The organism is Peribacillus deserti, from assembly GCF_002863585.1.
Lineage (GTDB): Bacteria > Bacillota > Bacilli > Bacillales > DSM-1321 > Paraperibacillus > Paraperibacillus deserti_A.
In genome coordinates, this window is sequence record NZ_PGUY01000055.1 from 1 (window position 1) to 23,320 (window position 23,320).

A 23,320-nucleotide genomic window follows, 5' to 3' on the forward strand; every position below is an offset into this window, starting at 1 on the left:
TGTCCAGCTCCGGACTGACACCTTCGGTCATAAGCCAATCGCCATTAAAAGGCAAAATCGGCCTTTTACTGCCGCTCGTCTTATGCCGTTCAGGCGTCTGCTTTTCTTTTAGTGTTTTGCCTCTAATTAAAAAAGATCATCATTCAGCTTTTGGATGGATCTTTTCTTGAAAAGCACCGTCCTCCGCTTTTCGATCAGGTGAGACCCCGCAGGCGAAGCCGAGGAGGCTCACCGCCCGCCCCGCGGAAAGCGAGCATCCTGGAGAGGAAATCAACCTCTTGTTCAATAGCAACAAAGTTTGCGAAAACAGCCTAAAATTAAAAGAAACCTGGTTTTTCAGGTTTCCTCCGTTTTGCTGCTCTTTTTTTGGCTGCGGTAACTCTCATTCACGCTCTTTATTTCCGATATGATTGAAATCATCTGCTGTTTGCCATCAGGATACAGTTCGTTCCAATGCTTGGTTAAGGCAGGCATCGATTTAGAAATATGTGTGTACAATGCCCATTGTTTAACCTTTTGTTGAAGGTCCGGATCTTCTGTTCCAAGCAGGAGCTCTGTATATTTTGTTAAGAGTGCTTCGAGCTGTTTTTCAAAATCGGCATTCAAAAGTTAATCATCCTTTTACATTTAATGGAGTTTGCTCTTCTTTTGGCAGCGTACATAGCTGCGGACAGGTTTTACACCGCTTTCCTGCGCTACCTGTGAGCATGTATGAAAAACAGCATGTAGTTCTATAGCGTATGTCAGAATGATCGTTTTCATTAGTATTTTTAAACAATCGATATCGCTTGATCGGATTGTCTCTATAGGCACCAAAAACATCCCCTGCTGCATTTGCTGTCACGTATTCAAAATCATCCTTTAGTTTCTGCAGCCCTTCTACGCTGGATTCCTCTTGTCGAAGCTTTTCAAACAGCCAAAAAATATATACCGACACATTTTCCCACATGATATATTTGGATAGCCTGGTTTCTTCATTGAGAGAACTCATAATAGGATCCATTAAATCTGCGAAAATAGATGTACATAACATTTCCCGCTCGGTTTCGCGATGATCCACCAGCTCGCAGCCAGTCTCTATCAGCCTGAATTCAGGGAGCCAGACGGCCTCCGTATTCTGAGTTTCTACATATATATTGTCAACTGAGATATTCAGCCTTTTATCCCAGCTGAAAAAAGCATATAAAGCTATAGCTGGCACGAATGCAAGTCTCTTTGTAAGAATGGAAGCTGCTACCATTTTGTTAGGAGCCTGCATAAGGTCTGCGGCTGCTGCAATGATCTCCATTCTTCTATTCTCTATAAGCAGGTCTTTTATGGAAAAACTAAGCGCGGACTTATATGCCTTTTCGGTAAGCCTAAAGCTTGCTAAACCCTCCAGTTCCGCTTTTGTCAGCTTATTATCCAAGCCGCTCGCCTGCCCTTTTTAGAATTCTTCTTCCCTTTCCGTGCGGAATGCATAGCGGAGTTCCAAAAAGCGGGTCGTACGTTACATCACAGTCCATGTGAAAGACCTCCTTAACGAGCTTCACAGTGACTACTTGTTCTGGGTTCCCCTGAGCATATACAGTCTTATCTTTAAGCGCCACAATATGGTGGGCATATCTGCAGGCTAAATTCAAATCATGCAGTACCATTACAATCGTTCTGTTTTCTTTTTCGTTCAGTTCAAAAAGCAGATCCAAGATTTCTATTTGGTGGGTCATGTCTAAGTATGTTGTAGGTTCGTCCAGCAAAATAATATCTGTGTCCTGTGCCAGGACCATGGCAATCCATGCTCTCTGCTTCTGTCCTCCAGATAAGGAATCCACCGGACGTTCCTTTAGATTATAAAGGCCGGTAGCCAACAGAGCATCTTTTACCTTTGTTTCATCTTCCTTCGTCCATTGGCGGTACCAGGTCTGATATGGGTATCTTCCCTGCTTCACCAGCTGAAGAACGGTAAGCCCTTCCGGAGCCGCGGGAGCCTGGGGCAGAATAGCCATTTTCTTTGCCACTTCTTTTGTTGAGAGCTTCGAAATAGATTCTCCGTCAAGCAGGACTCCTCCAGACTTTGGCTTCAGCAATCTCGCTATAGATCGGAGCAGTGTGGATTTTCCGCATCCGTTGCTACCGATAAAAACAGATATTTCACCCTTTGGAAGTGTCAGGTTTAATTGATCGATGATTTTGCTGTCCCCATAAGACAGCGTCAGTGCTTCGGTCTGAATTACTTCACTCATCTATCCGTTCTCCTTTTTGGTGTCCGCTCTTAGCATGTAAAGCGGAGTATGATATATGTGCCTTCACGGCTCCTATGAATTCCTGGTTTTATAAAGCAGATAAATAAAATAAGGAGCCCCTATGCTTGCCGTAAAAACACCTGCAGGGATTTCAAGCGGCGCGAAAAGTGTTCTGCCGATTAAATCTGCAGCTAATACCAGAATAGCCCCTATAACCGCCGCGACAGGAAGCAATGCTCCAAAAGCCCCACCCACAAGTCTCCTTGCAATATGGGGTGCCATCAATCCCACAAAGCCGATTCCACCGGCAAAAGCAACAGCCGCACCTGTTAGCCCTGTACTTATGAGAAGCATGGTGATTCTTTGTACCTGTATACGGCTGCCTGCTCCTGCTGCCACTTCTTCACCCAGCTCCTGCACATTCAAATTTCTAGCCTGAGTGATGGCGGCAAGAAGCAGTACGATCACGACAGGAATTAATAGTTGGACATCGGTCCATTTAGAACCGTTTACTGAGCCCGTGATCCAAATATTCGCCTGTGATGCCCGGTAAATGGGGCCCAGTATCATCATTAAAGTAGTTCCTGCCTGCAGCAATGTGGAAATGCCAATACCGATTAATACCATCCGGACTGGAGACATCCCATTCTTCCACGAAAGCAGATAAACGATAACGGCAGTTGCTGAAGCACCAAGAAATGCAGCAGCCGGAAGCCACCCGATGCTTACGGTCAAACTATTATCCGCGTCGCTGAACATCGTTAGAAAACTGACCACCGCAAGAGAGGCACCATTTGTCAGTCCCAAAATATCTGGAGAAGCCAATGGATTTCTGATCATCCCCTGCAAGATTCCCCCCGCTGCTGCAAGCGCCGCCCCAACAAATAACGCAATTAAAATCCTCGGAAGCCTTAATGAGAAAATGACCGTTTCCTCAAGACTGCTGCCTGCTCCAGCGAGTGCCTTAGCCACATTCCAAGGCGGTATGAACATTTGTCCGACTCCGGTGCTGAGCAAAAAGAGCAAAACGGCTATTACTCCTAGTGTGACAAACGTAAACAATGCTTTTCTTTCTATTAAAAGGGATATCATCCCATTGAATAAACGAACACTCGAGTATTTTTCTTTCATTTAGCATTGAACCCCTTTCTTGCAATGAAGATGAAAAATGGGGTTCCGATAAGCGCGGTCATTACACCAACGGGTACTTCCTGCGGCATGATGATATACCGGGCAGCAATATCCGCGAGCAGCAGCAGAATGGCTCCCAGTACTGTGCTGTATGGAATAACCCAGCGGTGATCGATCCCTGTAACCGCCCGGGTTATATGAGGGATGATGATGCCGACAAAGGCAATTGGACCTGATACGGCCACTGCCCCTCCCGCTAGGAGGATGACCGAGAGAGCAGCCATTACTTTTACCAGACCGACTCGGACGCCCAGACCTTTGGCTACATCATCACCCATCGAAAGAAGATTCAATTTTCCTGATATTAAAAGTGATATCAAACATCCTGCTGCTAAATACGGCAATACGGACTGCAGCATGTCGAGCTTTCTCCCCTGTACCGAACCTGCCAGCCAGAATAGAACTTGATCTAACGCAGCTTCATTCAGCACAAGCAAGCCCTGAGTCAGGGAAGAAAATAAGGCTGCTGCGGCTGCACCGGCCAATGTAAGCTTCATGGGTGTCAAGCCTTCTCTCCCGAGCGAACCTATTGCATACACTCCCATAGCTGCCGCAGCAGCACCAGTAAATGCAAGCCAGGAATAAGCATGGAGAGAGTTTACTGAAAAAACAGAAACGGCAAGAACTACAGCAAATCCTGCACCAGCGTTGATACCAAAAACACTCGGTGAAGCCAGTGGATTTTTCGTTAAATTTTGCATGAGTACGCCTGCCACAGCAAGAGATGCCCCTACTGCAGCAGCAATCAACGCCCGCGGCAGCCTGACCGTTTGAAGAATAATATGTTCATTAGATCCGTTATAATCCGAAAAGGAAGCAAGGGCCATTTTCCAGGATGTATTTGTGTACCCATATACGATACTTGCACATATAAGAAAAAAAAGAATAAGCGTAAAAAATAGCAGTCCTGCTATTCTCTGAGCCGGATTTTTCAAAAGCATAAGGACGTTTCCCCTCGGATTATCTGAATTATTTTTCTATCTGATTCAAGGATATTGAAATCCATGAACGATGTCAATGAGTATGAAAATCATTTTCAATTAGAGATTGACAATCTATGAAAGGGTAACCTAAAATGAATGTATGATTGATAATCATTATCATTTAAGGGGGATTACGGTGAGAAGTACATATTTTCGTAAATCATTCGCATTGATGCTTAGCACACTGCTTTTGATTGTGCTGGCTGCATGCGGCAACAACAAGGAAACAAATGGGGAAAGCAAAAAAGAAAGCGGTAAGCAGATTACGATTGAGCATGCGATGGGAAAAACAAAGGTGCCAGAAAAAGCAAAGAAAGTTGTCATTCTAACTAACGAAGGAACTGAAGCTTTGCTTGCTCTGGGAATTAAACCAGCAGGAGCAGTAAAATCCTTTACAGGAGACCCTTGGTATGATCATATAAAGGATAAAATGGATGGCGTTGAAGTAGTAGGACTTGAAAGCGAAATTAATATGGAAGCCATCGCTGCCATTAAGCCCGATTTAATCATCGGAAACAAAATGCGCCAGGAAAAGCAATACGATCAGTTAAGTGAAATTGCCCCTACTGTTTTTGCAGAAACATTAAGAGGCGACTGGCAGGAAAACTTTAAGTTATACGCCAAGGCTGTTAATAAAGAGGAAAAGGGCCAGCAGGTTCTTGATGATTATAATAAGCATGTACAAGAAGTGAAAGACGCTGTCGGAGATAACATCCAGAAAAAAATATCCATGGTCCGCTTTATGCCTGGAGATGTCCGGATTTATCACAAAGATACATTTTCAGGGGTTATATTGGATCAAGTCGGTTTTGCCCGGGCCCCTGGACAGGATGTAAATGACTTTGCTGAAAGAAATCTGACGAAAGAACGAATGTCAGCTATGGATGGTGACGTGATGTTCTACTTCACCTATGATGAAGGTAATGGCGAAGGAAACAAGCTTGAGGAAGAGTGGACTGCTGACCCTCTATTTAAAAACTTGAGCGTTTCCAAAAACGGCAATGTCAAAAAAGTAAATGATGCTATATGGAATACTGCCGGCGGTATCTTAGCCGCGAATATAATGCTAGACGAACTGAAGGCATACTTTGTTAAGCAGTAATCACTGAAGACAGGTCTCCCCTGTCTTCTTTTTTGCATTCATAATATTAGGAAAACCTTAAGCGAATTGATAAAATGATGGGGAAAGAAGGAGGGTTCATGGATGAAGAGTTTATCAAATTGGTTCGACCAAGCGATGTCCCGTGAAGAATATATCAACAGCATGACCGTACATCGCAAAAATCTGCAAACGGTTTTTCAACATTTTTCACTGAACGAAGATGATCTTGCATTTTTGGAACGTGTAAAGGAAGAAAAGTTAAAAGCCGTAATATTGACAGCGGATTGGTGCGGGGATGCCATGGTTAACCTGCCCATTTTTATGCACATTGCAGAAGCGGCCGGAATCGAAGACAGATATTTAATCAGAGATGAAAATTTAGATTTAATGGATCAGTATTTGACCAATGGAAAATCCCGTTCCATCCCTATTATTGTGCTGCTGAATGCTGAAGGTGAAGAAGCAGCAAAGTGGGGACCTAGAGCTCCAGAAGCCGAACGGCAGGTCTCTGAACTAAAAAAAGATATCCCTCCAAAAGAAGACCCGGGCTACGAAGCCGCCTTCAAGCAATTTGCAGCTCATTTAAGCCAGCAGTTCACTGAAGATAAAAGTCTTTGGACAGCCATTAAAAACGATATGATCACGACCCTAAAAACAAGATAACAATCAACGGGAGCCTCTATTATTCTCACGGCTCCTTTTTATGTTATATAACGCACTTTGTAAGTGAGCAGGCATTACCTATTTACTTCTGCCAGAAGAACGCAGGTGCCTGCCCCTTATCACCATGCCCCCCTGCAGCCGTTCCAAGATCCACTTACAGACCACCGGGTGGATGAGGCAATGCCTGAAAGAAACATCACTAATCCAACTACAAACAAAATTTGACCATTTGTCTATCATCATTCACCTTTCGATTCACATCGAATCTTCTATATCCGTTTTCTTCAATAATTTTAATCATTTTCCGGTAAAATGGCCGGTTGATTTCGTTTTCAGTTGGGCGGCCCGGAAATGTCCCGGCGTCTACCCACGCAGAATCCCTTGGCTCCCCTTTTTCCCATTTGGAGTACCGAATCGGGATTCCAATCAGCAAACTACAATGAACTTTAACAATTAAATAGATAAAAAAACAGTAATGTAATAAAAAGTTTAAAAAGCTTTCTATCTTGGTATATATATTCTACCGAGAATCTGAGGAGACACTCTAAAGAAATAATTTGATATAAGAAATTAGAAGGGAATTGAAAGTCATGGTAGAAGTAACAGTAACTGTTGAATATAAAGGGAAAAATTATCAAACCAACGTATTAGTTAACCGCAGTGCAATGGAAGAAGAAATTTTTACTGCTGCGCTTAACCAGGTTAAAGAACAATGGACCCCCGAAACCACTTATAGATAAAACGATGCCTTGTCCTGTTGCTGGACAAGGCATTTGTTTCTGGAAAGGTTCTTTTCTAAAAGATTGTAGTTTTTTAATACGTTATGTTACGTCACCCCATTATTAAATCGTTGATTGGAGCGTAAGGTGCGAGACTCCTGCGGCAGCAGCGGGTATTGTCCAGCTCCAAGGCTTTAGACCCTCGAGTCATAAGCCAATCAGTCCATGGGAAGAAACACCGCTTCTCACGGCCTACTCGTCTTATGCTTTTCAGGTCTCTGCCTTCCCTGAGAGTTTTTTGTGATAAAAGATAGCTAATCATGAGCTTCCTTAAGCAATGTTACTGGGGAAGGCACCGCTTTCCGCTTTTCTTTTTGTCCTGCTCCGGACTGACACCGCGGGTCTAGCCAATCGCAATTAAAGCAAAATCGGCCTTTCACTGCCGCTCGTCTTATGCCGGGCTAACGCACGATGCACAGGATGTGCGACCAGGTGGGGCCACAGGACGTGGCCGTTCAAGCGTGGTAAGGGCGACTAAGCTTCTGTCTTCGCTATCGCTTGCCAATCAGCAAGTCTTCTTTATCAGGGTCTGCTTTTCTTTTAGTGTCTTGCCTCTACTTTAATAAAGATCATCATTCAGCTTTTGGATGAAACTTTTCTTGAAAAGCACCGTCCTCCGCTTTTCGACAGGTGAGACCCCGAAGGCGAAGACGAGGAGGCTCACCGACCGCCCCTAAGGTCCGCGAGCAAGCCTTGCGCTTCACCCCATCTTGTTCAATAGCTACAAAGTTTGCGAAAACAGCTTTTAAAATTCAGCAGTATTAATTCAACAAAATTTTCCATTTGACCTTGTGGAAAATTGTTATAAAATAGGTTCTGCGGAATAAAATCCCTATTTTTAAAAATTTCATAGATAAAGGACGTAGAGCATGCATAAATTCTTTTCCTTAGCTGCACTATTGCTGGCCGCTTCGCTGCTATCCGGATGCGGAACACAGGAGCAGGAAACTACTCACGATTCTAATAAAGCCCCACAGGTCAAAACAGAATCAAACGCTGATCAAAAGGAAAATAGAGATTCAGTCGGTTTAGAAGATACAAAATCTGAGACATCAGATAACAATGTAAAACAGGAAGATATGAATACTAAAAAAACGGCTGAAGAACCTGCAAAAAGTACTGAAAGCAAGCCTGTCGTAATCAGCAGTACTATAAGCAAAAAGACAGAAGAACCAAAAGATGTTAAGCCTCCTGCAGTGAAAGAGCAGCCAAAGGCAAAAAGTCCAGAGGTAAACAAGCCAGTGAGCACACCCGTGCAAAAATCTTCGGCGCACAAAGAGGCTGGGGAAAAGGCCATTCCTATCGTGGGACAGCCGACTGCCATTACCGTTATGGTCAATAAGGAGAATAAGCTTCCGGACGGATATGTTCCTGGCGATTTGGTATATACAACAATCCCGTTTATTTTTCAGGAAAAGTTAGAGAAAAAGAAAATGAGGAAAGAAGCATCTGATGCGGTCAGCAGACTGTTTACAGGTGCAAAAGCAGATGGCATCGAGCTTTTAGGTGTATCCGCATATCGATCATATGTAACACAAACAGCACTTTTTAACGCCTATGTTCAAAAAGACGGCTACGAAAAGGCACGCACTTATAGTGCGGTTCCGGGTACAAGCGAACATCAGACCGGACTTTCCATAGATGTAACGGGCGGAAACGGAGCCTGCCCCGCAGAGTCCTGCTTTGGAAATACAAAAGAAGCGAAATGGCTGGAAGCCAATGCTTCTAAGTACGGTTTTATCATCCGGTATCCAAACGGCAAAACTTCGATAACCGGCTATAAATACGAACCTTGGCACCTGCGTTATGTTGGTGCGGCCGCAGCGAAAGAAATCATGAGCAGAAAAATCACGCTGGAAGAATACTTGGATGCGGTGCCGGTAAGTCATTAAAGAAAGCTGTCCGAAGTTATTTCGGACAGCTTTCTTTTATAGGTCGATAACGGATTCTTTATCCTTATGGAGCCTGTAGAGCCTGTAGGTGTGGCTTACAATTACCTTCAGCACCGCATAAAATGGCACCGCGAGAATCATTCCGAGCAGACCGGCCATACTGCCCGCTACAAGCAGCAGCAGGATAATGGTCAGCGGGTGGATATCAAGCTTTCTCCCCATGATGTACGGTGAAGAAAGATTACCGTCTATCTGCTGAACCACTACAGCTACAATGACCACCTTCAAGGCCATAAACGGTGAAGCTATGAAACCGATAATCAATGCAGGTATGATAGCAATAAACGGACCGACAAAAGGAATGACATTGGTCAGCATAGCAATGATAGCTAGAATCAATGAGTAATCTATTCCAATGATTAAATAGCCGATATACATCATTACACCCACTATGAAACTAACGATTGCCTGCCCCTGAATATAAGAACTTAAAGCAGAATCCATATCCTTCAAAATCTTCTTCCCTTCTTTTGCCTGAAGGCGCGGAAGAAAACGGAGAACACCATTAGGGGCGCTGTCGCCATCCTTAAGTAAATAAAAGACAATAAAAGGAACCGTTACAACAATCGTTGCTACATTAGTGATGATACCAAGAATCCCTGTGATCTTATTACCAAGATTAGAGACATTCGTGTTTATGTAAGCATTTAATTTGGAAGTCACCGTATCAAGTGTTACATAATCATTCTCCTGGAATCTGGAAAACCACTTCGTATCCCTCAGTCCTACAACCTTCTGCTTCAATGTATCCAGCAGTCCCGGGAAATTATCAATAAAGCTTTTAAACTGTTTCTGAAGCTCAGGACCGACCCATAACATTAATACAGTACCCAGGCCAATGAATAATAGATAGATGATTAGAATGGACAATCCTTTTGGGACTTTGCGTTTTTGCAGAAAATGGACAATAGGTCTTAATAAATAATAGATAACCCCCGAAATAAGGAACGGGAAAAATAAAGTCTGAAAAAGGACTTTTATTGGCCTAAAGATAAAGTCCACCTTGGTACCTAAATAAATGATTATTAATAAAATAATAATCCCATAACCTAAACGGAAATACTTTGTGTTCGGCAAACTCTCACCTCTTAATTTGATCTTATAAAGATATTATACTTGATAACTTCGCCTAACACATTTATTACCTTTAACAGCTTCCATTTAAACTGGAAAGATCATGCCAGAAAAGAGAAAAAGCGCCCTGTCATGAACATAATGACAGGGCACTTTTTAAGAATCAGTTGAAAACATATACTTTTTATAGTGATACCGGATACTGAAGATAAGCCCCACCGCGAGGAAGTTCCCCATTAGTGAGCTTCCTCCATAACTGATAAAAGGAAGCGGAATTCCGGTAATAGGAAGAACACCAATCGTCATTCCGATATTCTGGAAAACATGGAATGTAATCATACTGATGATTCCGACACAAATATAGGTATAATAATTATTTTTAGAATCCATACCAATTTTAGTGATGTGGTAGATCAATAAAAAGAGCAAACTGATGACGATGCTTGACCCGACAAATCCAAATTCTTCTCCAATCACGCTAAAGATAAAATCAGAGTGGCTTTCAGGCAGATATACTTCCCGGTGCCCGAAACCCTTCCCGCCTGTTTCGCCCGAGCCGATGGCAAGAAGGGAACGCGTTAATTGAAACCCCGTCGAACTCTGGTAATTATAAGGATCAATCCACGAATAAATCCGTCCGAATTGGTATTGCTTAACTCCAAGATATTTTTGGATGATGTCAGGATGCCATATTATAAAATAGAAGATAACCGATATGAGGACGATTCCACCCGAAAATATCGGCATCAGGATTTTCCACGAAACACCCGAAATAAATATCATCCCCAGCAAGATTGCAATGAAAACAAGAGACGTCCCTAAATCCGGTTGCTGCATCACGAGCAGGAGAGGCACCATAGTCACCATACATAGCTTCGCCAGCAGCCAGATATCAGTTTTTATTGTTTTAATCCGATGTTTAGCATGATGATTGGAAATAACCGTTGCCAGTGCCAGAACAATAAAGACCTTTACCACTTCAGATGGCTGCAGCGACCCTAGCCCCGGCAGAACAAACCAGCTCTTTGCCCCATTCCTTACCGGCGCAATGCTTGATGGAGCCACAATAATCAGAAGCAGCAAAAAGATCCCAAAACCATAAGTATACCAGGACAATTTCTTCAACTGATCTGAATCCAGGGTAATCACCCCAAAAACAATCCCGCACCCGACTATGTACCAGAAAATCTGCTTGACCACAAAGTTCTCCGCGTATTGTCCCGTTGTCTGTGCACTATATATGGCAATACAGCTTGCTGTAAACAAAAGAAAAATAATAAAAGCTAATCCATAATCTATACGAGATGAGAAATTTTTTTGAGACTGCATCTGGACTCTCCTTCATCTAAAACACAGGCATTCATGCCCCCTATTTCCATAACCCAAACGTAACTTATCAAAACATCCTTATATATTCCTTAATTTACGTAAAACGACACTTTCTCATTATACTTTAACAAAAGAAAATCACAATATCCAAACATGTGATGGGGATAATTGTTATCTGAAATGCGGAGAACGGTGCTTTTCGATGAAATCACATTTAGGCACCATGATTCTCTGTCATTTACAGAAAAGAAAACTCAATGAAAAGCAGACACCTGAAAGGCATAAGACGAGCAGGCTGTGAGAAGCGCTTTTCTTCTCATAGATTGATGGGCTTATGTCTCGAGGGCGGCAGCTTGGAGCTAGACAACACGAAATGCGGAGAACGGTGCCTTTCCCAAAGCGGATAAGTTTTGACAGTATTCAACACCCCTTAAAAATACATATATTTAATTTCCACACCAAACGGAAATGCAGCTGCCCGAAAAGGTGCTAGAGGGGCAAGTTGTTTGAGGCGGGATCGTTCTTCGCTATACAATTGGTTTCTTTATATATCTACTCTTCAGGGGTTAAAGTTTTTAAATTTGATCATTGGCTTCCTAATGTATCCCGCCTCCCACTTCGAATTTCTTTTCCTCCGACTCTTTAACGCGAGTAGACACATGGAGCAAGGATGAACAATTTTCACTGAAAACGGCTGTTTTTTGTGGCTAGGACATATATTTCAGTACCTTTTTGTATTAAGAGCATCTGCCCGCTCCTAGAGATAGTTATTTTGGAAGATATTTAAGTAATTTAGAAGGGTTTAGTATGATGCAGTAAGGTTTATGCTTAAGTTTACGAGGAATATGCTTATGTTCAGAAGGTTTATGCTTATGTTTTTAGGTTTTATGATTATGTTTTCAACGTTTATGCTTATCTCTCTTCATCCAATGCTTATATTTGAAGCTTTATGCTTATCTAATTGCCTTTATGCTTATCCGGCTGCCTTTTTGCTTTTCTATCTCCCTCTATGTTTATCCACGGCCTTTCCGCTTATCTGTCTGATAGCAGGTGCTTCACTTAAACCAATGACGAGCAATCCCTCGAATCCCTTATATATACCCAATTGCTAATCTAATACACCCTATACACTCCCAATATATTAATGAAGTCCCCCACATCAAACTCCTGTCAATTTCAGGGACCTGCAAAATAGTATTGCTATTTTAAAGTAATTCTTTTATACTACGTACAGGTCATCAATAATAATTGAATAATTCCTCATACACCGATTAAGTAGAGGTTGCAGCTTTAAAGAGTAATGCGTACGAGATAAAGAGATATCATTGACTCCGCATGAAAGGGAAAGCTGCCGAAGTTTGTTTTCATCTCTTTGAAGGCAGGCTGGGGCTGATATCGAAAGAATCAGCACTGTCACGTTCAAGACCATTTGTAACGTGGGGAGCTAATCATCGGAAGGTTTGATTCGGACAATATATAAGCCGTCGATCCTTCGACGGCTTTTTCTATTTTCTGCTCCTTCCAAGTATATAAGAAAAGGAGAACTTACTTTGGGTAAAAATACACCACAGACTGTAACTCAGTTAAAAAGAAGTTTAAAAACAAGGCATCTGACCATGATTTCACTTGGTGGAACAATTGGTACCGGATTATTCCTTGCCAGTGGCGGAGCCATTCACAATGCGGGGCCAGGCGGTGCGCTTGCAGCTTATGCAGCTATCGGGATTATGGTTTACTTCTTGATGACAGGATTAGCCGAAATGGCAGCTTACATGCCGGTTGCTGGATCCTTCCGCGTATATTCATCGAAATTTGTTGATCCTGCCTTTGGATTTGCGATGGGCTGGAATTATTGGTATAACTGGGCAATTACGATTGCTGCTGAACTTGCAGCTGTTACATTAATCATGAAGTTTTGGTTCCCGGACAGCCCTTCCCTTTTATGGAGCGGCCTCTGTCTTGCAATCATGTTTCTGCTAAACTATTTGTCTGCTAAAGGCTTTGGAGAAGCAGAATTCTGGTTCTCACTCATTAAAGTTATTACTGTTATCGTCTTTATTATTGTTGGTATCTTGTTGGTGTTTGGAATTATGGGCGGAGAAGCTGCAGGATTTAAAAACTTTACGATCGAAGATGCACCGTTTAATGGCGGTTTCATGGCAATCCTCGGTATTTTCATGGCTGCCGGCTTTTCATTCCAGGGTACAGAGCTCCTTGGGGTGGCTGCAGGAGAAAGTGAAGAGCCTGAAAAGAACATTCCTAAAGCTATTAAATCCGTGTTCTGGAGAATATTATTATTTTATATCCTGGCGATCTTTGTCATTGGATTATTGATTCCTTATACAAATGAGGATTTGCTCCGCGGTGAAATTGCCGTGAGTCCCTTCACACTTATTTTTGAACGTGCAGGTATTGCTTTTGCGGCTTCTGTGATGAATGCAATCATCCTAACAGCTGTCTTATCTGCAGGTAACTCAGGTATGTACGCTTCTGCCAGAATGCTTTGGGACCTTGCGCGTGAAGGACATGCCCCTAAATTCTTAGGTAACTTGAACAAACGCGGCGTTCCTGTCAATGCATTGATCGTTACTGCCCTGGTTGGTACATTAGCTTTTCTTGCATCTCTTTTCGGTGAAGGAACGGTATATGTGTGGCTTCTCAATGCTTCCGGTATGTCAGGATTCATTGCCTGGGTCGGAATCGCAATCAGCCACTATCGTTTCCGAAAAGCATTTATTGCTCAAGGCAGAGATTTAAACGAACTTCCATACCGTGCAAAATGGTTCCCGTTCGGTCCTCTATTTGCCTTTGCACTATGTATCATCGTTATCTTAGGACAGAACTATGGTGCATTCTTCGGTGATTCCATTGACTGGAACGGAGTAATGGTGTCATATATCGGCCTTCCATTGTTCTTGATTTTGTGGCTTGGTTATAAATTTGCCAAGAAGACAAAAGTTATTTCACTAGACCAAGTAGACTTAAATAATAAAAACTAAACTAAGGAGGCGGTCCTGGCACAGGGACCGCCTCTTTAGTTATAGAAGAAACAAAAAGCCCCCTGCAAGATTTTTGCAGGAGGACTTTCTTCTATTCTCTTGTTGGGTAAAGATCGCAGTCTGTTAATTTGACCAGTTTCGTTTTCTTAAGGAACTTATAGCCGAGCCACAGGATAAAGAATAGCGGCAGACTGATGTAGGATACGAGGATTCCGTTCCAGTCTATTTCAGGTCCCATAAAGGCTGAATAGTTTTGACCAAGAATGATGAATGCACATAATACAAATGCAAAGATCGGGCCGAACGGGAACCATTTTGCCTTATATGGCAGTTTGTCCAAGCTTTTCCCCTGGGCAGTAAAGGCTCTTCTGAATCTATAATGACTCACAGCTATACCAATCCAGGCAATAAAGCCTGATAAACCTGCAGCATTTAACAGCCATGTGTAAACGACCCCATCCCCGAAGAAGGATGAAAGGAATGCCAGACAGCCTACTAAAGATGTCAAAATAAGAGCATTCAGAGGGATTCCTTTTTTCGTTACCTTCCCTAAAAACTTGGGAGCCTGTCCTTCTTTTGACATATTCCACAGCATACGTGCACATGCATACATCCCAGAGTTACCGGCAGATAGAAGTGCCGTCAAAATGATAGCATTCATAACAGAAGTAGCAAATGCGAATCCTACTTTTTCAAATACAAGTGTAAAAGGACTCACAGTAATGTCATCACTTGTTGCCAATTCAGGCGTTGTGTAAGGAATAATCAGTCCAATAACAGCAATTGTAAGGATGTAGAACAATAAAATACGCCAGAAAACCTGTTTGATCGCTTTAGGTACGTGCTTCCGCGGATTTTTACTTTCACCTGCAGTGACTCCCAGCAACTCTGTTCCCTGGAAAGAGAACCCTGCAACCATAAAGATGCCAAGTACCGACATTAATCCGCCATTAATAGGAGCATCTCCAACTGTAAAATTTCTCACGCCTATGGCTTCCCCGCCCATTATTCCTAAGATCATCATAATCCCTGTAATAATGAAAATAATAATGGTGGCAACTTTTATCAGGGAGAACCAATATTCAGATTCTCCAAAGCTTTTAACTGAGAGGACGTTTAAGAAGAATAATAACGCTAGACAAATCCCGCTCCATAACAGCGAAGGAGAGTCCGGGAACCAGTACTTCATTACAAGCACCACAGCCGATAATTCAGCGGCAATGGTTACTGCCCAGCTATACCAGTAATTCCAGCCCATTGCAAAGCCCAGGGCTTCATCTACAAATTTTGAGGAATACACACTGAATGACCCTGCAACCGGCATATATGCCGCCATTTCAGCAAGGCTCGTCATGAGGAAAAACACCATGATTCCAACAAGCCCGTAAGCGAGTAATGCTCCTCCAGGTCCTGCACTGTGGATAGCGCTTCCACTCGCAAGGAAAAGACCCGTACCGATGGTTCCACCCAGGGAGATCATGGTGATATGTCTTGCCCCAAGCTTTCTCTTTAATCCTGTTTTTTGTTTCGTTTCTTTTATAGCTTTGCCAAGGCTGCCTCCAACCCTTGGAGACGCCTGTACTTCTGAATGTTCCATAATTACACCCCGGCTGATAGTTTGTTTTGTTTTTTCTGTGTGTTTATACATACCTTTTTCACAGAGAATTCAAACCATCCAATAAAAGGATTTTATTATAGGGATATAATTAAATGCTTTTTTCTATCGAGTCAATAACCCTCCCAGGCTACTGATGCAAATCTGCTGTCCTGTTTGTTAGCAGCTAATATATAGTTCATGGTGTGAAAGTTTTTTACGTAATTTTAAATCTTAGCAATCCTAACTCTAAGAGGAAAGAAAGGCTCCCGCCAATAAACTGATAGGGTTGTTTCAGTAATGAAAACAGAAGCGATTTCCCCGACTACCTGTATTCAGAATCAATTGAATGAGCTATGATCATTTTGCTTTTTTAAGAGGCTTAGAACATGTATAACATTACAAACTAACTTACTCCGTACATGATAACTACCCTAGTCACACGCAGCTTAGAAAAAAAGACTGCAGTGTTTTTCCTAGAGTTTTGCCGAATGTTTGCAGTGTCAAAGGACACCCTACTAACAGTTAGAAATAAGAAAGGAATGTTCTTAATGGTTCTAAAAAAACAGCAAGTAGACATAACAGAGGATGTAGTAGGCAAAATCCAAAATGGTGAAATCAATCTTTACTCCGGCGAAAGAAAAATAGGCAAAGTAACAAAATCAAACGAAGGGATCACATATAGTCTGGAAGAAGGTTTTGAAACCAATAATGGACATATATTTGAGATGGCTGATGTTACCGTCGCTCCCGATAAAAAATATACAGATTGCGACCAGGGCGGCTGGTGCTGACAATCAATAAAAACAGCTGACCTTAAAGGTTCAGCTGTTTCTATATCAGGCTAATTCAGCCTTTATCCAGCCCCTGACACTATTGATGAACCAGATTTCTTCCGCAGACTCTAAATGTTCTTTTTTAAGGACCTGCTCATTAATAATCCCTTCGGCTAGAAGCTTAGCTCTGAAAGTACCTCCAAGCAGGCCGCAGGAAACAGGAGGAGTAAGCAGTTTTCCATGCAGCTTTAACACAAGGTTGCCGAGCGTAAATTCGGTTAATTCACCCTGGGCATTCCATAACAGGACATCAAACACCCCAGGCTCAACACTGCGAAATGGTTCGAACATATCGCGTCTGGTTGTTTTATGGTATAAAAATGAATTCTCTATATTTATTGGCTGTTCGGCTAACTTGATACGGATAGAATCTGGATTTTTGCCAATAGGAGCGCCTTCGATATGCAAATCTCCACTTTCAGAAACCAGCAATCTCACCTTTAATACATCCTGGTTATTTTCACTAGCAAAGTCCATAAGTAAGCGTCGTACTTTGTGTTCATCAACTCTATATCCAAAGTATTCCGCAGACTCCAATAGTCTTGAAAGATGCTCTTCTAACACTTCATACACTCCGTTATCAAGCCGCAGTGATTCTAAGAGCTGAAAGCTTTCGTGGTTTTGAGTCAGCAGCCTGGCTTTTACAAATGCCTCATGATATTCATCTTTCATGGTGGAATCCCAGGTAATGCCGCCCCCCACACCATATTGGGCTCCCCCCGTTTCATGATCAATCAGTACGGTGCGTATGGGCACATTAAATACCGCTTCCCCTTGAGGTGATATATATCCGATAGCTCCGCAATAAACCTCACGCGGTGAGCGCTCCACTTCCGATATGATATTCATGGTGCTTATTTTGGGAGCGCCTGTAATCGAGCCGCACGGAAACAGGGCCTTAAATATATCGGTAATTCCTAGATGGGGCAGCAGGCTGCAAGTGATTTCCGAAGTCATTTGCCAGACAGTTGGATATTTCTCAATTTGGAATAGCTCAGGCACGGAGACTGTTCCCGTTTCGGCGATTGAACCCAGATCATTTCTCAGCAAATCGACAATCATCAGGTTTTCTGAGCGGTTTTTTTCAGAATGATAAAGCCACTCTGCATTTTCTTTGTCCTCAGAAAGTGTTTTTCCCCTCTGTACGGTGCCTTTCATAGGACGAGCCGTTACCTTCCCCTGATGAAGCCGGAAAAAAAGTTCAGGGGAAGCCGAGAGGATGCTATGGCTGCCAATGTTCAAATAAGCGCTGTAATCAGCTGACTGAGCGCGTGAAAGCCGCTTATAAAACGAGTAATCATCTCCCTTGAACTGAGCCTTCAGCCGCATCGTATAATTCACCTGATACGTATTTCCCTCTTCTATTTCTGACCGTATCCGCAAGAATCCGTTATGATACTCTTCCTGGGTAGATTCGGCATCCCATTCAGAAATCTGGAATTCACCCATTTCTTTTTCACTGGACTCTTCTAAAGGCTCTTCAAAGATACCAAACCAAAGCAGCGGCACAGATGGATCCGGTCTGACTCTGAAATGGGGTTCAAAAGCCGGCGCCGCCTCATAGGAAAGATATCCGGCAGCATACTTTCCTTCTTCGATGTGTTTTTCAACAGCCTTCAGCTTATTTATTACCTCTTCTATTTGAGACGTTTCAATGATCTCAATTGGGTGGGTAAAGACCATGGGTTTTTTTATCCCCTCACTGTCAGTAAAACCAAAGTGTAGATAGGGAACCTTTTTACCTGCTTCCATATTCTGCCCCCTCCAGTGAATGAAGTTTTGATGTAGGTTTATTAAAAAATGCTTTCAGCAAGGCATGTCCATGCTCAGACATAATGGATTCCGGGTGAAATTGCAGGCCTTCTACTTGATATTTTTTATGGCGGAGTGCCATAATCTCCCCATCTTCAGCAACTGCGGAAGCTTCCAGACAGTCAGGCAGAGATTCCTTTTCTGCAATTAAAGAATGGTAGCGGGTTACTGAAAAAGTTTCGGGGATATCTTTAAACATCGTTTTGCTGTCATGCAGGACCCGTGACACCTTTCCGTGCATCGGCCTCCTGGCTTTTATAACTCTTCCACCGAAAGCGCGGGCGATGGCCTGATGTCCCAGGCAGATTCCTAATATAGGGATGGTTTTATGAAATTCCCTGATTACATCCAGGCAAATCCCTGCCTCATCCGGTTTTCCCGGACCAGGGGAAAGCAGTATATGATCAGGATTCATCCTTTTTATCTCATCTATCGTAATGTCATTATTTCGTTTCACAACGACCTCTTCACCAATTTCCAAAACATATTGATACAGATTATAAGTAAACGAATCAAAGTTATCTATCAATAAAATCAAGAAACAAACCCCTTTTGCACGAAATAAATACAAAACAAACCCCATTTAAATTTACCAGACAACGATCCACGTACAAAGAAAAATTATTTGGGAAATAATCGAGAAATAGGGGACAGTCCCCGCAATATTTAGAATATAGAAATAAATAATTGTTTAATCGGTAGTTTTATGGTAGGATTTCTATGAATTGAATATTTCTTATCAAGAGAGGCGGAGGGAATGGCCCTTTGAAGCCCGGCAACCACTGTATGTACAGTAAGGTGCTAAATCCAGCGAAACAGTAGTTTCGAGAGATAAGAGTGAAGCGTACTAGTAAACTTCTTCTTATCGAAGAAGTTTTTTTGCGTTTGTTAAGGCCGTTTTTCGAAAATGATTGTTTCCTTGTATGGCACGGGGATTCATTCAGCACTTAGCAGGCGGCTTACATACAGATCCATACACTGGGAAAAAACGTCCTTTGAAAAATAACTGCTTGAGGAGAGATCAAAATGAAATATGGATTTTGGCTGCCGATATTTGGAGGCTGGCTGCGTAATGTTGAACAGGAAAACATGCCGGCTACGTTTGATTATGCAAAAAAGGTAATTACATCTGCGGAAAATTGGGGATACTCCACGACCCTGATCGCTGAATTATATCTGAATGACATTAAGGGTCCTGAAAGTGATTCGCTGGAAGCTTGGACAACAGCTGCGGCGTTAGCTGCCGTAACAGAGAAGATTGAGATCATGACAGCGGTTCGCCCAGGCTTCCATAATCCTACGGTGACCGCAAAAATGGCAGCAAATATTGATCAAATCAGTAATGGCCGTTTCACCTTGAATGTGGTCTCTGCCTGGTGGGAAGAAGAGGCACGCCAATATGGCGGGATTTTTACAGAGCATGATGCAAGATATGACCGTACAGAAGAATTCTTGACTGTATTAAAGGGCTTATGGGAACAGGAGACCTTCACATTCAAAGGAAAGTTCTACGATATCCAAAACGCCCATCTGGCACCAAAGCCTGTCCAGAGGCCAAACCCGATTCTGTATGCCGGCGGCGAGAGCCCTAGAGGCAAGCAGGCTATTGTTGAAGGCTGTGACGCTTACGTGATGCATGGCGGTACGGTTGAAGAAGTTGCCGTGAAAATAGCCGACATGAAAGATCGCCGTGCGGCAGCAGGAAAAGAACCGTTTAAATCCTTCGGAATGGCGGCTTATATTATCTGCAGAGATACAGAAGAAGAAGTACAGGAAGAGCTTGCCAGAATTACAGACGTAAAAGAATCCAGCGCTTATGCCGGCTTCAAAGATTTCACAACAAAATCTCAGCTGGAACAGCAGATTCAGCTTCAGGATTATTCCGTATCTAACCGCGGTCTGCGACCTAATTTAATTGGGACACCTGAACAGATTGCTGATAAGATTCTTGAATACGAAAATGCAGGAGTCGATTTGCTGCTGCTCCAATTTTCACCACAGCTGGAAGAAATGAAGAGATTCTCAGAACAGGTTATGCCGCTCGTAGAAGAAAAACGAAACGCGCAGGTAATCGGCGCTAACTAACAAGGAGGACAACATAATGAGCAAAATATATATTATCCATGAAAACAGCGAATGGACGGCCCACTTAATAAACCGTCTTGAAGAACTAGGACTCCCTTATCAGGAATGGTTCCTTGATCAGGGAATTGTCGATTTAAACACTGAACCGCCGGAAGGCATTTTTTACAGCCGTATGAGCGCCTCTTCTCATACCAGGGAACATCGTTTTGCTCCTGAATTAACAGAATCCGTCCTCGCATGGCTAGAGCGTCATGGCCGCAGAGTAATCAACGGCAGCCGTGCACTGCGCCTAGAAGTAAGCAAAGTCAATCAGTATATGGCATTGGACGCGGCAGGAATCAAAACCCCCAAAACACTGGTAGCAGTCGGCAAAGATGAGATTTTTACCGCTGCTGTCAAGCTGGATTCCCCTTCCTTCATTACAAAACACAACCGCGCTGGAAAAGGACTGGGTGTTCGCCTCTTCCACTCACTTGAAGGACTTGAAGAGTATCTGGAGAGCCCGGAATTCGAAGAACCTGTTGATGGAATAACACTGGTACAGGAATATATTAAATCACCAGAATCCTATATCACCCGCTGTGAATTTGTAGGCGGTAAATTCGTCTATGCGGTACGTGTAGATACCTCAGAAGGATTTGAATTGTGCCCGGCTGATGCCTGCCAAATCGGGGACTTATTCTGCCCTGTCGGGGAAGAAGTTGAAGAAAAACCAAAGTTCCAAATCGTTCAAGATTTTAACGACCCTATCATTGAAAAATATGAGAGCTTCCTCCGCGCAAATAACATTGAAGTAGCCGGCATTGAGTTCATCAGGAACGAAGAAGGTGAAATCTTCACCTACGATATCAATACAAACACAAACTACAACTCGGATGCCGAAGCCAAAATAGGCAAATACGGCATGCTTGAAGCAGCAAAATTCTTCGCAGGAGAGCTCGAAAAATTGGCTGTACTTAAGTAATTTTCGGGATGCTTACCAGGCAAAATGCCCTGTCAGACGAGAGCTGGCAGAGCATTTTTTTATGAGCGGGATTATGCAGCTCCTCAACCTTTTTGTAATGGGAGCTTTTTGGAGTATAATAACGTGCATGAACGAGCTTTTATAACGGGGTGATCATATGGATAAAAAAATTGGATTTATCGGCTGCGGAAAAATGGCTCAGGCCATGATTGAAGGGATGCTCGGAACCGGGACTGCCTCCCGGGACCAAATAATGGTAAGCGCCGCTTCGGATAAAACGTTAACCTTCGCTAAGGAAAAATACGGTGTTTTGGTAACCCGTAGAAATAATGATGTGGCTGCACACGCAGATTTTCTCATTCTGGCCGTAAAGCCTGACTTGCATCGGACAATTCTGAGTGAAATAAAATCAGCCATTAAACCAGAAACTGTCATCATTACTATAGCTGCAGGCATCAGCTTATCCTTCATGGAGCAAGAGCTGGGCGGATCCGCAAAAGTCGTCAGGACCATGCCCAATACTCCTTCCTTAGTCGGCGAGGGCCTGAGCGCCATCTGCAGAAACCACCAGGTTACCAATGAGGATCTTAGCCAGGTATTATCTCTATACAACAGCTTTGGAAAAACAGAAGTATTAAAAGAGACATTAATGGATGCAGTCCCTGCAATCAGCGGGTCCTCCCCCGCTTATGTGTACATGTTCATAGAAGCATTAGCGGATGGCGGCGTACGCGACGGAATCCCGAGGGCTCAAGCTTATAACATGGCAGCACAAGCCGTATTAGGAGCAGCAAAAATGGTACTTGAGACCAGCATGCATCCGGGAGCCCTGAAAGACAATGTCTGCACACCAGGCGGCGCCACGATCCAGGCAGTCGCGGCCCTGGAACAGCATAACTTTCGGGCAGCGATCCTTTCAGCCATGGAAAGCTGTACACAGAAATCAAAGGACCTTCAGCGCGGAAATCAATAAAAACAGCCTGTGGATAAGGATATGTGAATTCGTTGGGGATAAGTGTAAAGGCAGGTCTGTCCGACGAATAAATATCCAATCATATTGTATATTCAATAGTCCAGAGGCATGATTGATGAAAGGCCTGAGCGACTTGGGGAAGTATAATCTTAAACTGTGTATAACTTGTTGGAAGCGGTGATCTTTTACAACATTGAAAATAGATTATGCGAGCTTTCGCTGGGGAATTGTGTATAAGTTTGTGCAGCGCTGTGGATTTGTGCATAAGATTCTTTGATTTTTTTGATTTGTCTAAAAGTTCGCTGTGGACATGTGTATAAGTTGGGATTATTCTGTTTGGCTGTGCATTATAGATCCACAACAAATCGTTCTGATTTGCTTTGTGGTTCTCAAATTTACCGGCCAGCCACATTAAACCACGTATTCTCCACATAAAACTGGGCTTTAGCCGCATAAAACTGCGGATTAGCCACATAAAAATGGCCTAAAGCCACATAAATCGCTTTATCGGCCGTATAAACGCAGGGCTGAATCATTATATGATCCCGGAATATACGTCAGCCGGTATCAGCAGACGTGGAATATGGCTGTTAACAAAGGCTGTTTTCGCAAACTTTGTTGTTATTGAACAAGTGGTTGATTGGAACGTGAGGATGCTCGCTTTCCGCGGGGCGGGCGCTGAGCCTCCTCGTCTTCGCCTGTGGGGTCTCACCTGTCCCGCTGCTCCCGCAGGAGTCTCGCACCTTACGTTCCAATCAACCT

General features: G+C 43.1%; 20 protein-coding genes and 2 riboswitches. Of the genes, 10 read left to right on the top strand and 10 right to left on the bottom strand.

The window, feature by feature from the left end:
• Positions 1-336 precede the first annotated feature (336 nt).
• The 5 genes from CUU66_RS17510 to CUU66_RS17530 all read right to left on the bottom strand — a co-directional run bounded on the left by CUU66_RS17510 (position 337) and on the right by CUU66_RS17530 (position 4,354).
• On the bottom strand, positions 337-606 hold the full coding sequence (locus tag CUU66_RS17510) for a DUF2573 family protein (RefSeq protein WP_101644523.1): 270 nt from the start codon (positions 604-606) through the stop codon (positions 337-339).
• A gap of 7 nt (positions 607-613) precedes the next feature.
• Positions 614-1,408, bottom strand: a complete 795-nt coding sequence (locus CUU66_RS17515; protein ID WP_101644525.1) for an IucA/IucC family C-terminal-domain containing protein — start codon at positions 1,406-1,408, stop codon at positions 614-616.
• Positions 1,401-2,222, bottom strand: a complete 822-nt coding sequence (locus CUU66_RS17520; RefSeq protein WP_101644529.1) for an ABC transporter ATP-binding protein — start codon at positions 2,220-2,222, stop codon at positions 1,401-1,403. Before CUU66_RS17520 ends, CUU66_RS17515 begins: the two co-directional genes overlap by 8 nt.
• Before the next feature lie 72 nt (positions 2,223-2,294).
• Positions 2,295-3,353: a FecCD family ABC transporter permease gene (locus CUU66_RS17525; protein WP_101644531.1), complete on the bottom strand. Its 1,059-nt coding sequence runs from the start codon at positions 3,351-3,353 to the stop codon at positions 2,295-2,297.
• Positions 3,350-4,354 carry a FecCD family ABC transporter permease gene (locus CUU66_RS17530; RefSeq protein WP_101644534.1) on the bottom strand — a complete coding sequence of 335 codons (1,005 nt, stop codon included), beginning with the start codon at positions 4,352-4,354 and terminating at the stop codon, positions 3,350-3,352. Before CUU66_RS17530 ends, CUU66_RS17525 begins: the two co-directional genes overlap by 4 nt.
• Before the next feature lie 214 nt (positions 4,355-4,568).
• Here CUU66_RS17530 and CUU66_RS17535 point away from each other — a divergent pair, with 214 nt between their 5' ends.
• The 4 genes from CUU66_RS17535 (at position 4,569) to CUU66_RS17550 (ending at position 8,832) form a co-directional block, all read left to right on the top strand.
• On the top strand, positions 4,569-5,498 hold the full coding sequence (locus CUU66_RS17535; protein WP_101644565.1) for an ABC transporter substrate-binding protein: 930 nt from the start codon (positions 4,569-4,571) through the stop codon (positions 5,496-5,498).
• A 102-nt stretch (positions 5,499-5,600) separates the two neighbouring features.
• Entirely contained in the window at positions 5,601-6,161 is a 561-nt protein-coding gene (locus CUU66_RS17540; protein ID WP_101644536.1) for a thioredoxin family protein, read from the top strand.
• A 590-nt stretch (positions 6,162-6,751) separates the two neighbouring features.
• Complete coding sequence (locus CUU66_RS23820) at positions 6,752-6,901, top strand: BA3454 family stress response protein (protein ID WP_142383744.1); 150 nt, start codon at positions 6,752-6,754, stop codon at positions 6,899-6,901.
• A 908-nt stretch (positions 6,902-7,809) separates the two neighbouring features.
• Positions 7,810-8,832 (top strand): M15 family metallopeptidase, encoded by a 1,023-nt coding sequence (locus tag CUU66_RS17550; RefSeq protein ID WP_308302515.1) that lies wholly within the window; start codon positions 7,810-7,812, stop codon positions 8,830-8,832.
• Positions 8,833-8,868: 36 nt separating this feature from the next.
• Here the strand turns inward: CUU66_RS17550 and CUU66_RS17555 are convergent, their stop codons facing one another.
• Both CUU66_RS17555 and CUU66_RS17560 read right to left on the bottom strand, forming a co-directional pair.
• On the bottom strand, positions 8,869-9,969 hold the full coding sequence (locus CUU66_RS17555) for an AI-2E family transporter (protein WP_101644540.1): 1,101 nt from the start codon (positions 9,967-9,969) through the stop codon (positions 8,869-8,871).
• A gap of 153 nt (positions 9,970-10,122) precedes the next feature.
• On the bottom strand, positions 10,123-11,295 hold the full coding sequence (locus CUU66_RS17560) for an FtsW/RodA/SpoVE family cell cycle protein (RefSeq protein WP_101644542.1): 1,173 nt from the start codon (positions 11,293-11,295) through the stop codon (positions 10,123-10,125).
• A gap of 1,268 nt (positions 11,296-12,563) precedes the next feature.
• Positions 12,564-12,750, top strand: a riboswitch (Lysine riboswitch).
• A 74-nt stretch (positions 12,751-12,824) separates the two neighbouring features.
• Between CUU66_RS17560 and CUU66_RS17565 the strand changes: the two genes are divergently transcribed.
• Positions 12,825-14,294 carry an amino acid permease gene (locus CUU66_RS17565; RefSeq protein WP_257968056.1) on the top strand — a complete coding sequence of 490 codons (1,470 nt, stop codon included), beginning with the start codon at positions 12,825-12,827 and terminating at the stop codon, positions 14,292-14,294.
• Positions 14,295-14,385: 91 nt separating this feature from the next.
• On the opposite strand, the gene CUU66_RS17570 is transcribed toward CUU66_RS17565, so the two are convergent.
• Complete coding sequence (locus CUU66_RS17570) at positions 14,386-15,891, bottom strand: amino acid permease (RefSeq protein WP_101644569.1); 1,506 nt, start codon at positions 15,889-15,891, stop codon at positions 14,386-14,388.
• Between the two features lie 548 nt (positions 15,892-16,439).
• Here CUU66_RS17570 and CUU66_RS17575 point away from each other — a divergent pair.
• Positions 16,440-16,682 (top strand): YusG family protein, encoded by a 243-nt coding sequence (locus CUU66_RS17575; RefSeq protein ID WP_180955342.1) that lies wholly within the window; start codon positions 16,440-16,442, stop codon positions 16,680-16,682.
• 45 nt (positions 16,683-16,727) lie between these two features.
• On the opposite strand, the gene pabB is transcribed toward CUU66_RS17575, so the two are convergent.
• Positions 16,728-18,476 carry an aminodeoxychorismate synthase component I gene (pabB, locus tag CUU66_RS17580; RefSeq protein ID WP_101644550.1) on the bottom strand — a complete coding sequence of 583 codons (1,749 nt, stop codon included), beginning with the start codon at positions 18,474-18,476 and terminating at the stop codon, positions 16,728-16,730.
• Positions 18,463-19,074, bottom strand: coding sequence for an anthranilate synthase component II (locus CUU66_RS17585; RefSeq protein WP_101644553.1), 612 nt, complete (start codon positions 19,072-19,074; stop codon positions 18,463-18,465). Before CUU66_RS17585 ends, pabB begins: the two co-directional genes overlap by 14 nt.
• A gap of 195 nt (positions 19,075-19,269) precedes the next feature.
• Positions 19,270-19,374, top strand: a riboswitch (SAM riboswitch).
• A 188-nt stretch (positions 19,375-19,562) separates the two neighbouring features.
• On the opposite strand from CUU66_RS17585, the gene CUU66_RS17590 reads away from it, so the two are divergent.
• The 4 genes from CUU66_RS17590 to CUU66_RS24595 all read left to right on the top strand — a co-directional run.
• On the top strand, positions 19,563-20,621 hold the full coding sequence (locus CUU66_RS17590; protein ID WP_101644556.1) for an LLM class flavin-dependent oxidoreductase: 1,059 nt from the start codon (positions 19,563-19,565) through the stop codon (positions 20,619-20,621).
• A gap of 16 nt (positions 20,622-20,637) precedes the next feature.
• The gene (locus CUU66_RS17595) at positions 20,638-21,585 is read left to right on the top strand and encodes an ATP-grasp domain-containing protein (protein WP_101644559.1); all 948 of its coding nucleotides are present in this window, start codon (positions 20,638-20,640) and stop codon (positions 21,583-21,585) included.
• A gap of 157 nt (positions 21,586-21,742) precedes the next feature.
• Positions 21,743-22,558, top strand: coding sequence for a pyrroline-5-carboxylate reductase (gene proC / locus CUU66_RS17600; protein WP_101644561.1), 816 nt, complete (start codon positions 21,743-21,745; stop codon positions 22,556-22,558).
• A 539-nt stretch (positions 22,559-23,097) separates the two neighbouring features.
• A partial coding sequence (locus tag CUU66_RS24595) for a hypothetical protein (RefSeq protein ID WP_219622799.1) occupies positions 23,098-23,320 on the top strand: 223 nt, incomplete at its 3' end.

Bases quoted from the DNA above. Each gene is read 5' to 3' on its own strand.
- CUU66_RS17530 (WP_101644534.1), bottom strand. From the start codon at position 4,354: ATGCTTTTGAAAAATCCGGCTCAGAGAATAGCAGGACTGCTATTTTTT.
- CUU66_RS17525 (WP_101644531.1), bottom strand. From the start codon at position 3,353: ATGAAAGAAAAATACTCGAGTGTTCGTTTATTCAATGGGATGATATCC.
- CUU66_RS17550 (WP_308302515.1), top strand. From the start codon at position 7,810: ATGCATAAATTCTTTTCCTTAGCTGCACTATTGCTGGCCGCTTCGCTG.
- pabB (WP_101644550.1), bottom strand. From the start codon at position 18,476: ATGGAAGCAGGTAAAAAGGTTCCCTATCTACACTTTGGTTTTACTGAC.
- CUU66_RS17560 (WP_101644542.1), bottom strand. From the start codon at position 11,295: ATGCAGTCTCAAAAAAATTTCTCATCTCGTATAGATTATGGATTAGCT.
- CUU66_RS17570 (WP_101644569.1), bottom strand. From the start codon at position 15,891: ATGGAACATTCAGAAGTACAGGCGTCTCCAAGGGTTGGAGGCAGCCTT.
- CUU66_RS17590 (WP_101644556.1), top strand. From the start codon at position 19,563: ATGAAATATGGATTTTGGCTGCCGATATTTGGAGGCTGGCTGCGTAAT.
- CUU66_RS17575 (WP_180955342.1), top strand. From the start codon at position 16,440: ATGGTTCTAAAAAAACAGCAAGTAGACATAACAGAGGATGTAGTAGGC.
- CUU66_RS17535 (WP_101644565.1), top strand. From the start codon at position 4,569: ATGCTTAGCACACTGCTTTTGATTGTGCTGGCTGCATGCGGCAACAAC.
- CUU66_RS17595 (WP_101644559.1), top strand. From the start codon at position 20,638: ATGAGCAAAATATATATTATCCATGAAAACAGCGAATGGACGGCCCAC.
- CUU66_RS17520 (WP_101644529.1), bottom strand. From the start codon at position 2,222: ATGAGTGAAGTAATTCAGACCGAAGCACTGACGCTGTCTTATGGGGAC.
- CUU66_RS23820 (WP_142383744.1), top strand. From the start codon at position 6,752: ATGGTAGAAGTAACAGTAACTGTTGAATATAAAGGGAAAAATTATCAA.
- CUU66_RS17540 (WP_101644536.1), top strand. From the start codon at position 5,601: ATGAAGAGTTTATCAAATTGGTTCGACCAAGCGATGTCCCGTGAAGAA.
- proC (WP_101644561.1), top strand. From the start codon at position 21,743: ATGGATAAAAAAATTGGATTTATCGGCTGCGGAAAAATGGCTCAGGCC.